Annotated in this window: 7 protein-coding genes; 3 read left to right on the top strand and 4 right to left on the bottom strand. The window is 69.3% G+C overall.

Annotation, left to right across the window (positions count from 1 at the left end):
• Nucleotides 1-35: 35 nt before the first annotated feature.
• The 3 genes from ntrC to dusB form a co-directional block, all read right to left on the bottom strand.
• Entirely contained in the window at nucleotides 36-1,478 is a 1,443-nt protein-coding gene (gene ntrC / locus GGQ63_RS01050) for a nitrogen regulation protein NR(I) (RefSeq protein WP_183851741.1), read from the bottom strand.
• Between the two features lie 13 nt (nucleotides 1,479-1,491).
• Nucleotides 1,492-2,586 carry a two-component system sensor histidine kinase NtrB gene (locus GGQ63_RS01045; RefSeq protein ID WP_183852584.1) on the bottom strand — a complete coding sequence of 365 codons (1,095 nt, stop codon included), beginning with the start codon at nucleotides 2,584-2,586 and terminating at the stop codon, nucleotides 1,492-1,494.
• 68 nt (nucleotides 2,587-2,654) lie between these two features.
• Nucleotides 2,655-3,617: a tRNA dihydrouridine synthase DusB gene (gene dusB, locus GGQ63_RS01040; protein ID WP_343061051.1), complete on the bottom strand. Its 963-nt coding sequence runs from the start codon at nucleotides 3,615-3,617 to the stop codon at nucleotides 2,655-2,657.
• 195 nt (nucleotides 3,618-3,812) lie between these two features.
• Here dusB and GGQ63_RS01035 point away from each other — a divergent pair, with 195 nt between their 5' ends.
• The 3 genes from GGQ63_RS01035 to GGQ63_RS01025 are packed head-to-tail and all read left to right on the top strand — an operon-like array spanning nucleotide 3,813 to nucleotide 6,418.
• Nucleotides 3,813-5,027, top strand: coding sequence for a bifunctional 2-C-methyl-D-erythritol 4-phosphate cytidylyltransferase/2-C-methyl-D-erythritol 2,4-cyclodiphosphate synthase (locus GGQ63_RS01035; protein ID WP_183851739.1), 1,215 nt, complete (start codon nucleotides 3,813-3,815; stop codon nucleotides 5,025-5,027).
• Nucleotides 5,024-5,527: a CinA family protein gene (locus GGQ63_RS01030; RefSeq protein ID WP_183851738.1), complete on the top strand. Its 504-nt coding sequence runs from the start codon at nucleotides 5,024-5,026 to the stop codon at nucleotides 5,525-5,527. Before GGQ63_RS01035 ends, GGQ63_RS01030 begins: the two co-directional genes overlap by 4 nt.
• 51 nt (nucleotides 5,528-5,578) lie before the next feature.
• Nucleotides 5,579-6,418, top strand: coding sequence for a hypothetical protein (locus GGQ63_RS01025; RefSeq protein WP_183851737.1), 840 nt, complete (start codon nucleotides 5,579-5,581; stop codon nucleotides 6,416-6,418).
• Nucleotides 6,419-6,520: 102 nt separating this feature from the next.
• On the opposite strand, the gene GGQ63_RS21830 is transcribed toward GGQ63_RS01025, so the two are convergent.
• The gene (locus GGQ63_RS21830; RefSeq protein WP_246429550.1) at nucleotides 6,521-13,012 is read right to left on the bottom strand and encodes a beta strand repeat-containing protein; all 6,492 of its coding nucleotides are present in this window, start codon (nucleotides 13,010-13,012) and stop codon (nucleotides 6,521-6,523) included.
• Between the last annotated feature and the right edge of the window lie 322 nt (nucleotides 13,013-13,334).

Below are 13,334 nucleotides of genomic sequence, written 5' to 3'. Positions count from 1 at the left end.
GCGAAGGCGCCACATTGCGTGTCGGGACCGCCCCGTCAGCGGGAGCTGCGGATCACCTGGACGTCGAGGTCGCGGATCTTCTTCCGGAGCGTGTTGCGATTGACGCCGAGAAGTTCGGCCGCCTTGATCTGGTTGCCGCGGGTCGCGGCGAGGGCGGCGCTGATCAGCGGGTATTCGACCTCGCGCAGGATGCGGTGGTAGAGGCCGGGCGGCGGCAGGTTGTCGCCGAAACCCTCGAAATAGGCCGTCAGGTGGCGCTCGACCGAGCCGGAGAGCGTGTCCTCATTGCCCGATTCCGCCGGCGCGAGCGCCTGCGCCGGCGTATCGAGTTCGGTCTCGATGATGTTCTCGGTGATCACGTCCTGCGGATAGAGCGCGGCGAGCCGGCGGATCAGGTTCTCGAGCTCGCGGACATTGCCCGGCCAGCGATAGCGCTTCAGCCGCTCGAGCGCCGGGGGTTCGATCTGCTTGTTCGGCAGGCCCTCCTTCTCGACGAGCTGGAAGAAGTGGCGGACCAGATCGGGGATATCCTCCGCCCGCTCGCGCAGCGCCGGCAGCCGGATCGGCACGACGTTGAGGCGGAAGAACAGGTCCTCGCGGAACAGGCCCTGATTGATCAGGATGCGCAGGTCCTTGTTGGTCGCGGCGATGATCCGCACATCGGTCTTGATCGGCGTGCGGCCGCCCACGGTCGTGTATTCCCCCTGCTGCAGGACGCGGAGCAGCCGGGTCTGCGCCTCCATCGGCATGTCGCCGATCTCGTCGAGGAACAGGGTTCCGCCCTCGGCCTGTTCGAACCGGCCGGCGGAACGCGCCTGGGCGCCCGTGAAGGCCCCCTTCTCGTGGCCGAACAGCTCGCTTTCGATCAGGTCGCGCGGGATCGCCGCCATGTTGATCGCGACGAAGGGTCCGGTGCGCCGCTTGCCGTAATCGTGCAGCGCCCGGGCGACCAGCTCCTTGCCGGTGCCCGATTCGCCGGCGATCATCACGGTCAGGTCGGTCTGCATCAGCCGCGCGAGCACGCGGTAAATGTCCTGCATCGCCGGCGAGCGGCCGACGAGCGGGATGTTCTCGCCCGGATCGTCGCCCGGATCGTCGCGCCGGCGCAGCTTCGGCTCGGACAGCGCGCGGCCGACGATCGAGATCAGCTCCTTGAGGTCGAACGGCTTCGGCAGATATTCGTAGGCGCCGCGCTCGGAAGCACGGATCGCCGTCATGAAGGTGTTCTGCGCGCTCATCACGATGACCGGCAGTTCCGGCCGCGCCCGCTTGATGCGCGGCAGGAGGTCGAAGGCGTTCTCGTCGGGCATCACCACATCGGTGATGACGAGGTCGCCCTCGCCCTGGCTCACCCAGCGCCACAGCGTGGCCGCGTTCGAGGTCAGCCGGACCTCGTAGCCGGCCCGCGACAGCGCCTGGTTGAGCACCGTCCGGATCGCCGCATCGTCGTCCGCCACGAGGATGTTGCCGTTCGGCATGGAAGCTGTCCTTTCACTCCCGCTCAGGGGGGTCGCCAGTGCCCGGCCAGGCCGGCATCAACACGCGGAAGGCCGTCCGCCGCGGCTGCGATTCGCATTCGATGACGCCGCCATGGTCGCCGATGATCTTGGCGACGAGGGCGAGGCCGAGCCCGGTTCCGTTCGTCTTGGTGGTGACGAAGGGATCGAAGAGATGAGGCATCATGTCGGCGGGGACACCCGGGCCGTTGTCGCGCACGACGAATTCGAGCGGCAGGGTGACCCGGTTCGGCGTCCCCGGCACGGAGAGCCGGATGCCCGGCCGGAACGCCGTCGTCAGCAGGATCTCGCCGTCCGGATCGTCGCCGATCGCCTCCGCCGCATTCTTCACGAGGTTGAGGAAGACCTGGATCAGCTGGTCGCGGTTGGCGAAGACGAAAGGCAGCGAGGGATCGTATTCCTCGACGATGCGGATGTTGCGGGCGAAGCCCGACTGGGCGAGCCGCTTCACGTGTTCGAGCACCGAATGGATGTTGACCGGGCTGCGCTCGATCGGCCGCTCGTCGGAGAACACCTCCATCCGGTCGACGAGCTTCACGATGCGGTCCGCCTCGTCGCAGATCAGGCGGGTCAGCGCCCGGTCGGCGTCGTCGACCGAGGTCTCGAGGAGCTGCGCCGCGCCGCGTATGCCGGAGAGCGGGTTCTTGATCTCGTGCGCGAGCATCGCGGCGAGGCCGGTGACCGAGCGCGCCGCGCCGCGATGGGTGAGCTGGCGATCCATCTTCTCCGCCATGCCGCGCTCCTGCAGCATGACGACGACCTCCTCCGACTGGTCCTGCAGCGGCGTCGCGAAGATGTCGACGACGCGCTCGCCGGTGCGCGGCGTGCCGACATCGACGCGGTATTCGTTGACCGCCGCGCCGCGGGTGCGCACCTGTTCGATCAGCGCGAGCAGCGGGCTGCCGAACGGCACGAAATGGGCGATCGGGTGCCGGCGCATCACGGCGACGGAGGCCTGGAAGAAATCCTGCGCGGCGTTGTTCGCCTGGGTGATGTGGCCGCGCGGATCGACGAGCAGGACGGGATGCGGCAGGGCGTCGAGCATCAGCGGACCGATCGGCGTCTCCATCGGCTTGACGCCCTTCGTGTCCACCGGCTTCGCGCCCTTCGGGCCGCCGGCGGGTGAGATGGCGGGGCTCATGCGGCCCTCCTTGCTGCATCGGCCGTGAGCGCCGCCTCGAGGAGGGGCAGCACGCGGGCCGGATCGGTTTCGGTCAGGATCGCGGCGCGGAGCGCGCCGCCGAGGCCGGCGCCATCGAGCGTCCAGCCGATATGCTTGCGCGCGATGCGCACCCCGAGCGCCGCGCCGTAGAGCGCGAGGATCTCCTCGTACTGGCCCGCGACGATCTCGAAGAGCGCGACGCCCGACGGGGCCTCGGGCATCACGCCGGTTGCGGCGAAGCGGGCGAGATGGCCGGGCAGCCAGGGCCGGCCATAGGCGCCGCGGCCGACCATCACCCCGTCGGCGCCCGAGGCGGCGAGCATCGCGCCGAGCTGGCCCGGCGCGACGAGATCGCCATTGGCGACCAGCGGGATGGCGATCGCTTCCTTCACGGCGCGGATCGCCGCCCAGTCGGCCGAGCCCTTGTAGAACTGGCAGCGCGTGCGGCCGTGCACGGTGACGAGCGCGACGCCGGCCGCCTCCGCCCGGCGGGCGAGTTCGGGCGCGACGAGCGAGCGCTCGTCCCAGCCGAGCCGCATCTTGAGGGTCACCGGCACCGGGCTCGCCTCGACCGTCGCCGCGATCAGCCGCTCGGCATGGTCGAGGTCGCGCATCAGCGCGGAGCCCGACCAGCCGCTCGTCACCTTCTTCGCGGGGCAGCCCATATTGATGTCGATGATGTCGGCGCCGGCGCCGGCGGCGACGCGCGCCCCCTCGGCCATCCAGTGCGCCTCGCGGCCGGCGAGCTGCACGACATGCGGCCCGACCCCGGTCGCCTCGGCGCGCGTCGCGATCTCCGGATCGCCGCCGACGAGGTCCTCGCTCGCCACCATTTCGGAGACGACCATGCCGGCGCCGAAGCGAGCCGCGATGCGGCGGAACGGCCGGTCCGAAACGCCCGACATCGGCGCGAGCAGAACCCGGTTCGGAATCGTCACCGACCCGATCGCCAGCGGCTCCGCTAATCGTGCTGTTTGCAGGGGCTTCAAGACCACATTCACCGATTGACTATCGATTAGGCATCTTCCGATTTTGCCCACATCGTAGTCAGCAATTATGGCGCGGCAAGAGGCTTGTTGCGCCGCGGCGCGAAATTGATGAACCATGCGGCCGAAATCGACCGGATCATGCCCATGCTGCAGACAAAGCCCGCCGTCCTGATCGTCGCCGCCGGCCGCGGCGTGCGAGCGGGCGGCGCGGTGCCGAAGCAATACCAGAGGATCGGCGGCCGGGCGATCCTCGCCCGGACCGTCGAGATTTTCATGCAGCATGAAGGCATCGGTCCGGTGCTGGTGGCGATCGGGGCCGAGGACGGCCCGCTCTACGACGCCGCCGTCGGCGAGCATCCGCGTCTGCTGCCGCCGGTGAAGGGCGGCGCCACGCGGCAGGAGACGGTGCTGCGCGGGCTCGAGGCGCTCGCCGCAGAGGGGGCGACGCATGTGCTGGTGCATGACGGGGTGCGGCCCTTCGCGTCGGCCGCGCTGATCGGCCGGGTGATCGCCGCGCTCGAGGGGGCCGACGCCGTGCTGCCCGCGACGCCGGTCACCGACACGCTGAAGCGGGCGGACGGCGACGGCCGCGTCATAGCCACGGTCGATCGGGGCGGCCTCTTCGGCGCGCAGACGCCGCAGGGATTCCGACTCGAGACGCTCCTCGCCGCGCATCGCGGTGCGGCCGCGGCGGGTCTCGCCGCGACGGACGACGCCGCGGTGATGGAATGGGCGGGGGTGCCGGTCACGCTGGTGCCGGGCGAGGCGGAGAACGTGAAGCTCACCACGCCGGCCGACATCGCCGCCGCCGGCCGCCGCCTGCGGCAGGACGGGCTGCTCATCCTCGGCGAGACGCGGGTCGGCACGGGCTACGACATCCACCCCTTCACCGACGGCGACACCGTTCATCTCGGCGGTGTTCCGATCCCGCACGACCGGCGGCTCGCCGGGCATTCCGACGCCGACGTGGCGTTGCATGCGTTGACCGACGCCCTGCTCGGCGCGCTCGCCGAAGGCGATATCGGCGACCATTTCCCGCCCTCCGATCCGCAATGGAAGGGCGCCTCCTCGGATCGCTTCCTCGCCTTCGCGGCGGAGCGCGTGCGGGCGCGCGGCGGTGTGATCGCCCATCTCGACCTCGCCATCGTCGCCGAGGCGCCGCGGATCGGCCCGCACCGAACGGCGATGCGGGCGCGGATCGCTGCGATCTGCGGCATCGGCGCGGACCGGGTGGGCGTCAAGGCGACCACCAACGAGAAGCTCGGCGCGCTCGGCCGCGGCGAAGGCATCGCCGCGATCGCCACCGCGACCATCCGCCTGCCCTATCCCGTCGACCCGCCCGGCGAGGAGACGCCATGACCGATCTCACCCCCCTCCTCGCGCGCGCGACTGCGCTCGTCCGGCTCTATTCCGAACGCGGGCTGACGATCGCCACCGCCGAATCCTGCACCGGCGGGTTGATCGCGGCCGCGCTGACCGAGGTCGCCGGCTCCTCGGCGGTGGTCGACCGCGGCTTCGTCACCTATTCGAACGCGGCGAAGACGGCGATGCTCGGCGTGCCGGCGACGCTGATCGGGCGGGTCGGCGCGGTCAGCCGGGAGGTCGCGCTCGCGATGGCCGTCGGGGCGCTCGCCCGCTCGGAGGCCGATGTCGCGGTCGCCGTGACCGGCATCGCCGGGCCGGGCGGCGGTTCGGCGGAGAAGCCGGTCGGCCTCGTGCATTTCGGCCTCGCCCGCCGCGGCGCGCCGGCCCGTCATGCGGTGCACACCTTCCCCGACGAGGGCCGTTCGGCTATCCGGCTCGCCACCGTCGCGGAGGCGCTCGCCCTGCTCGAGGCGGCGGCCGACGCACGCGCTTGACCTGCGGCGCCGGCCTCGCGACAGTGCCGCCTCACCGGCGCGGAGACGGCGTTGAGCGGACGATACGCGGCGCGGACCACCCACATCGCTTATGCGACGTCCGATCTCGCCCAAGCGGCCCGGCTCGCCGAGCGGTATTCGCAGCGCGCCGGCCTGCGCGCCTTCCGCCTCTACGGACCCCACTCGCCCGTCGCGCGCGACCTCGCGGAGCGGCATCCCGAGATCATGGCCGAGCGGCGCGGCGCCGGCTACTGGCTGTGGAAGCCGGCGATCATCGCCGACGCGCTCAGGGCCAGCCGCCCGGGCGACCTCGTTCTCTATACCGACGTCGCGATGACGCTCGTCGGCGACCCGGAGCCGCTGCTCGCGCTCGCCGACGAGCACCCGATCGTGCTGTTCGAGATGGGTGGACCGGTGCCGCAGCGGCTCTGGACGAAGCGCGACTGCTTCGTCTCGATGGACGCCGACACCCCGGCCTTCTGGGAGAACGCGCAGCTCGTCAGCGGCTTTCAGCTCTACCGCGCTGGGCCCGAGGCGGAGGCCTTCGTCGCCGAGATGGCGCGGGCCTTTCCCTATCGCGAGCGGCTGACCGACGACCCGAACCGGCTCGGCCTGCCGAATTTCGACGGCTTCATCGAGCACCGGCACGACCAGTCGGTGCTGACCATTCTCTCCCAGAAGGCGGGCCTGCCGCGCTTCCCCGATCCCTCCCAGTTCGGCCCGCGCGTGCCGCGCCGGACGGCGGAGGATTTCGGCGACGGCCTCGCCCGGCCGCCGACCGGCTACGGCCAGGTGTTCCACTGCCATCGGCTGCGCGACCGGTCCGTTGCGAGCCGGCTGAAGCACGGCCTGCGCGGCGACTACACCGGCCGGCCGATCCTCTTCTGGTGAAACGGCGCGGCGGGGGCCGCCACCGGACCGCCGGACGGGCGGGCTGGCCGGTGCGCGGGGTCGTCGGGCGCGCACCCGGCCGGCCAGGCGCCCGGCCCCGCCTCAGGCGAAGCGGAAGTCGTCGGCGGCGAGGGCGGCGAGCTTGACGTTGGCGAGGGTCAGGCTGGTCGCGTCGTCGATCGTGATCACCACGTCGCGGCCGACCTGATCCGCCGCGCCGAGAACGGCGGCGAAATCGGCGAAGAGATCGTCCGCGAAGGCGATCACGTCGGCGCTCGACCCGGAGAGCGAGAAATCCGTCACCCGGTCATGGCCGAAGCCCGCCGCGAAAACGAACACGTCGTGGCCCGAACCGCCCGACAGCACGTCGTCGTCCGCCCCGCCCTCGATCGTGTCGTCGCCCGAACCGCCGGCGATCGTGTCGCGGCCGGCGTCGCCGAAGAGGAGATCGTCGCCCGAGCCGCCGTCGATCGCGTCGTCGCCCGCGCCGCCCCGGGCGGTGTCACCGCCCGAACCGCCGCGCACCGTGTCCGTGCCCGCGCCGCCGTCGACGACGTCGTCGCCGGAGCCGCCGTCCACCGTGTCGTCGCCCGTGCCGCCGGTGACGGCGTCGTTGCCGGCACCGCCCTTCACCACATCGTCACCCGCCCCGCCGTCGAGCGTCTCGTCGCCATTGCCACCGGTGACGGTGTCGGCCGCGTCGCCGAAGCGGAACGCCTCGATGCCGGTGAAGCTGTCGGTGCCGATACCGGCGGCCGACACCCGACCCGAGCCGATCGTCACCGCACCGCTGGCGCCCGAGAGATCGAGCGTGTCGAAGCCCGCGCCCCCGGCGATCGTATCGTTGCCGAGCCCGCCGAAGAAGACATTGTCACCGTCGTCGCCGGTCAGCGTGTCATGGCCGGAGCCGCCGATGACGATCTCGATGCCGGCGAGGCTGTCCGCGCCGATCGTCTCGCCGAAAGCGGTGCCGACCGCGAGATCGACGGTGACGCCGGCCATGTCGGCCGAATAATCGACCGTATCGACACCCGCGCCGCCGTCGATCTGATCGTCGCCCGAGCCGCCGACGAGCACATCGTCGCCCGTGCCGCCGAAGAGGAGATCGTCGCCCGAGCCGCCGAACAGCCGGTCGGCATTCGCGCCGCCGTCGAGCTGATCGTCGCCGGCGCCGCCGTCGAGCGTGTCGGCCCCGTCATCGCCGGCGATCACATCGTCGCCCGCGCCGGCCGTGATCGCGTCGTCGCCCGCCCCGCCCGAGACGTCGAGATCGCCATCGACCGCGGTCAGGCGGTCGTCGCCGTCGCCGAGCAGAATCGCGCCGACCACCTCGGCCCCCGCATCGAGCGTCACGACGTCGTCGCCGGCGCCCATATCGACCGCCGAGCCGCCCGTCGCCGAGATCGAGCCCGCATTGACGAGCCGATCGTCGCCGCCGCCCATCCGGACGCCGCCCACGATCACGCCGGTGGCGGTGTTCTCGAGCTCGTCCGCCCAGCCGCCGAGGATGTTGATCGCCTCGCCGTTGACCGGCGTGTAGAGGAGCGAATCGGCCGCGACGACGCCGGTCGGAAGGTTACCGCCGCCCTGGATCAGGCCCTCATTGTAGATCGTGGTCGCCGAGTAGGCGGCGCCATTACCGGAATTGTCGATCTGGATGGCGCGCCCGTAGCCATAGATCTCGGCGCCCTCATAGTTGCGGATCGAGCCGCCGCCGGACGCGATGCCCTCCGACAGGTTCGGCTCGCCGCTGTGATAGCCATTGTGGCCGATGCCGCGGATCGAGCCCCAGTTCTCGATCACCGCGAGGCCGTCGGTGTCGATCGCATCGCCGTCGGAGTCGGCGAGGTTGAACGACGCGCCGATCAGCGTGCCGTGATTGGTGACATAGACGGTGTTCTCGACGCCGGGATCGGTATCGATGTTGATGGCGGAACCGTTGTGCCCGATGATCGTCGCCCCGGCCTCGTTCAGCACACGGATCGGATCACTGCCGGTCACGCCGTGCTTGTTGCCCTCGATCAGGCCGCCTGCATAATTGTTGACGATGCCGCCGGGCTTGCCTTCGAAGTCGATCGCCGCCTGATCGGCCGAACTCGTGCCGGCATCGCGCTGCCGGATGATGCCCCAATTGTTGACGATCGCCGGCCCGCGGATCGCCTCGCTGTTGGCGGCGCTTTCGATGAGGCCGGTGGCGTAATTGTTGACCACCGTCGGCGCCGCCGGGAAGTTGTTGACGTCGATGTTGCGGCTGGCCGTGATCATCGTGCCGGCATTGTTGATCGTGACGAGCTGGCTCGTCGCCGTGCCGCCGAGGCGGAACTCGCTCGCCGAGCGGATGATCGCGCCTTCCCGGTTCCAGATGGTGAAGAAGACCGGGCCGACCTGCTCCAGATTGGCTTCGAAGGCCGATCCGGTTCCTCCATCGATCACACCGGAATTGTCGACCGTCACGTCGGTCATCGGGCCGACGAAGCCGACCGGACTGCCGGAGAGAACCGACAGCGTGCCGCCGTGCTCGATGACGAGCGTGTCGGTGCCGGTCAGCTTAACCTGGGTCGTGCGCGTCTCGCCGTCGGCGATGACGAGCGGGTCGTCATTCAGCACGGTCGCGACCGCGGTGGCGCGGGCCGGATCGATCGCCACACTCTCGGTGCCGTTCGAGACCGAGGTGAGCGTCAGTTCGAAGGTCTCGGCCGGCTCCACATCGACATCGCCCGAGAGGACGATGCTGACGACCGCGCTGGACTCGCCGGGGGCAATGGTGCCACTGAAGGTCGTCGGGAGCGTGCCGCCGAAATCCGCCGCGTCGGTGGTCCCCGCGGCCAGAGTGCCGCCGAAGGACAGTTCGCCGGTGGTGCCGCTGCCGCCCGTGCGCATGATGGTGAAGGTCAGCACCGTTGTCCCGGCATCACCCTCGCTCTGCGCGACATTGATCGCACCGGGACTGAAGAAGATGGTCTGGCTCGCCGGATCGGAGACGAGCGGCGCGATCGAGAAAGGCAGGTCCGGCGCAGTGCCGTCATTGGCCTTGCCCGAACCGTTCTGGGAGACCCAGTAGGCGCTATCGAAGAGAAAGGAGCGGAACTCCTCGAAGGAGGTGCCGATCCGCGGGCCCGTATAGGCGGCGATGTCCGCCTGGTCGACGCTCACCGCGCCATCGCCGAGGCTGAGCCCGGTATTGGCGAGCGAGACGCCCGTCGAGCTGCCTTCACCGAAGCCGCCATTGCTGATCGCGGCGAGGAAAGCGGTCGGCTGGTCGACCGAGCCGAGAAAGGCGAACACGGTCTCGAAGCCGCCATCAATATCGCGCGCGGTCGAGTCCGTGAAGACCACGGTGCCGAGATTGCTCGTCGACGTCTCACCAGCGGCGAGACCGTCGAGCGTGACGACCGTACCCGCGGCGATATCGGTCGATGCCGTCCACGTGAAGGCGCTCTCGCCGGTATAGAAGGACTGGCCGTTCCACGACTTGTCGGTGAACTGGATCTGCGTTCCGGCGACGATCGGACCGAGCGCCACGAAGGCGAGGTTGTCGGCGCCATCGCTGTTGAAGCCGACAAAGGCGATCTGCGGCGCGACATCGTCTTCGACGATGCCGCCGGTGGCGACGATGTCCTCGCCGAGCGCGACCGGCGCAGCGGCATTGACGACGGAGCCGAGCCGGACGGCGAAGGTCTCGTCACCCTCGGGCAGATGGTCGCCCTTGACGGTGATCGTCACCTCGACAGAGCTGACGCCGTCCGGGATCGTGCCCGTGAAGTGGGGCAGCGAGCCGCCGAAATCCGCGCCGTTCGCGCTGGCGCTCGTCACCGTCCCGGCGAAATCGACGGCGCCCGTCGTGCCGCCGGACCGCGTGACGGTGAAGGTGTAGGTGGCGTCACCCGTATCGCCCTCGTCCTGCGACAGGGCGAGCGAGCCGGCGGCGAAGGAGACGATCTGCGTCGCCGGATCGACCGTGAAGCCGGTCGGAACGAACGGCGCATCCGGCGCGGTGCCGTCGACCGTCGCGGTGGCATAATCCTGGCGCAGCCAGTTCGCCGGATCGTTGATCAGCGATACATAGGCGGCGAAATCGCCGGCGCCGGCGCGCGGACCGTCATAGACGGCGATATTGGTGGTGCCGGTCGAGTAATTGCCGAGCGACACGGCATTGATGCCTTCGACGAGGCCGGTGCCGTCGAGGGTGTTGTAGTAGTCGAACTGGGTGTTGGCGATCGCCGAGAGGAAGCGGTCGGGCGTGCCGAGCGTACCGACATAGGCATAGACGATCTCGAAGCCGTCGTTCAGCCACTCGCCGATGTCGGGCGTCGCCGTGCCGCTATACGCGATGGTGCCGAGATTGCTGGTCGGCGCGGTGTTGAGGTCGTCGAGCGTGACGACGCTGCCGGCGCGGATGTCCGCACTCGCGGTCCAGCTCCAGGTGCTCTCGCCGGGCCCGGCGCCGGAACCACCGGCCGCGACGTCGACGAGTTTGGTGCCGTCCCATTCATTGTCGGTGAAGTGGATGGTGGTGCCGACCGGAATATCGGACAGTGCGGCGAAGGCGAGATTGTTGTTCTGGCCGATCGAATTGAAGCCGACGAAGGCGATCGTCACGCCGCCATCGTCGTCGACGATGGTTCCGGAGGCGACGTCGTTCGCGCCGATCGCCGCCGGGGCATCGGCATTCGTGACCGACTGCAGGTGCAGATCGAACACCTCGCTCATTTCGGCGGCGACGTCTCCTGCGACGGAGATCGTCACCGTCGCCGAGGTCTCGCCGGCTGCGATCGTGCCGCTGAAGGCGGGGACGACACCGCCGAAATCGGCGCCGGTCGCAATCCGGCTGAGGACGACGCCGGAGAAGTCGACCGCGCCGGTCGTGCCGCCCGTCCGCTCCACGCTGAAGGTGAAGAGCGTCGCGCCGCTGTCACCTTCGGGATGGGAGACCGAGAGCGAGCCGGGCGCAAAGCCGACCGCCTGCGTTCCGGTGCCGGCGAAGAAGGCCGAGGAGGAGAACGGAACGTTGGGCGCGACACCGTCCGAGCCGGCGAGCGCGCCGTCGTCCTGGATCGTCCAGTTCTTCGGATCGTTGATAAGGCCGAGATAATCGGAGAAGTCGGCCGAGCCCTCGCGCGGGCCGCTATAGACGAAGATGTCCGCGCCGGAATCGAGGCCGACCACCGACATCGCCGTCTCGCCGAGCACCAGACCGGTGCCCGCGAGGGTCGAGGCGGCGGCGTTGAAATTGCTGTTGCCGATCGCCGCGAGGAAGACGGTCGGGACCGTGGCGCTGCCGAGATAGGCGTAGACGAACTCACTCGTCGCGCTCAAGTCCCGCGTTTTCGTGGTTGCGTAGCTGATCGTGCCGAGATTGCTCGTCGGAGTCTGAGTGGCGAGGTCATCGAGCCGCACGATCGTGCCGGCCGCGACATCGGCGGTGGCGGTCCAGCTCCAGCTGTTCTCGGTGTTACCGAAAATCGTGCCGTTCCAGGAATTGTCGGTGAACCAGATCACCGTGCCGGCGGCGATGTCGGACAGCGCGGCGAAGGCGAGATGGTCGGTCCCGGAGGCGTCGAAGCCCACGAAGGCGATCGATGCCGGATTGGGATCGTCATTGACGATGGTGCCGGTCGCGACCTGGCCGCTGCCCGCGACGAAGGCAGGGACCGTGCTGTTGGCGGCCGTCTTGAGGGTCAGCGAGAAGGCCTCGTCGACTTCATAGGTCGCATCGCCCGAGACCGTGATCGTCACGGTGCCGGAGGCGGCGCCGTCGGCGATGGTGCCGGAGAAGGTGGTCGGCAATGTGCCGCCGAAATCCGCTGCGCCCACCGTGCCGGACGCCGTGAGCGTGCCCGAGAAGGCGAGCTCGCCGGCAGTGCCGTTGCTGCGCGTCACGGTGAAGGTGAAGCTCGTCGAACCGGACTCGCCTTCGCTCTTCGAAACGACCAGCGAGCCGGGCGCGAAGGCGATGCTCTGGGCGCTCGGATCGGCGACGAAGCCGGTGGCCGGGAAAGGCGCATCGGGCGCGGTGCTGTCCGTCGCGTCGTTGCTGCCGGTGTCCTGCGTGATCCAGTTCTGCCGGTCATTGATCATGTGCAGGAAGTCGGTCATCGAGCCCGAAGTCGCGCGCTGACCGCTATAGGCCGCGATATCCGCGTCCGCGTCGAGCAGGCCGAGCGACAGCGCGGTCACGCCTTCGACGAGGCCGGTGCCGCCGAGCGCTCCGCCCCCCTGCACGAAGGTGTCGTTACCGATCGCCGCGAGGAAGGTCGTCGGCGTTTCGGCCGTGCCGACATAGGCGTAGATGATCTCGTTCGAGTTGCCGATGTCCTTGCTGGCCGTCGTCGCATAGGCGACCGTGCCGCGATTGCTGGTCGGCGACGCGGTGTTCAGGGCGTCGAGCGTGACGACCGTGCCGGCTGGAATATCGGCCGTCGCGGTCCAGCTCCAGCGATTCTCGCCGGTGTTGAGGGCCAGTCCCGTCCATTCGTCGTCGGTGAACCAGATCACCGCGCCGGCCGCGATCGGCTCGAGCGCGACGAAGGCGAGATTGTCGTTGCCATCGGCATTGAAGCCGACAAAGGCGATCGAACCGAGACCGAGAGCCATTTTGCCGATCCTTGTCGAGACCCGCCCGGCAATGATCGGAGGGTCAGAGAGGAACGAGCGCGCTGACGGCGACCGTCGGGCGCGCCCCGGGGGGACACGGATTACGTCTGGTACAACGCAAGGGACGCCGTCGATCGGGGCCACGAAAGATCTCGGGCGCACCGGCCTGGATCACTCCATAGCGATCCGTTACGATAAGTTCACAACGTCGAGATGAAGAGACGGCTCAACAGAGACGATCTCGATTATTTTGCGATCTTGAATAAAAACAATCTCAATGAGTCGTGATGCGAGTCGAGCTATCTCTCTTCATATTATTGTC

The sequence above is a fragment of the Prosthecomicrobium pneumaticum genome, assembly GCF_014199915.1.
In the GTDB taxonomy this organism is placed as follows: domain Bacteria; phylum Pseudomonadota; class Alphaproteobacteria; order Rhizobiales; family Kaistiaceae; genus Prosthecomicrobium; species Prosthecomicrobium pneumaticum.
The sequence above is the reverse complement of the archived record's forward strand: the minus strand, read 5'-3'. Positions and strand labels throughout refer to the sequence as shown.

Bases quoted from the DNA above. Each gene is read 5' to 3' on its own strand.
- ntrC (WP_183851741.1), bottom strand. From the start codon at position 1,478: ATGCCGAACGGCAACATCCTCGTGGCGGACGACGATGCGGCGATCCGG.
- GGQ63_RS21830 (WP_246429550.1), bottom strand. From the start codon at position 13,012: ATGGCTCTCGGTCTCGGTTCGATCGCCTTTGTCGGCTTCAATGCCGAT.
- GGQ63_RS01045 (WP_183852584.1), bottom strand. From the start codon at position 2,586: ATGGAGACGCCGATCGGTCCGCTGATGCTCGACGCCCTGCCGCATCCC.
- GGQ63_RS01035 (WP_183851739.1), top strand. From the start codon at position 3,813: ATGCTGCAGACAAAGCCCGCCGTCCTGATCGTCGCCGCCGGCCGCGGC.
- GGQ63_RS01030 (WP_183851738.1), top strand. From the start codon at position 5,024: ATGACCGATCTCACCCCCCTCCTCGCGCGCGCGACTGCGCTCGTCCGG.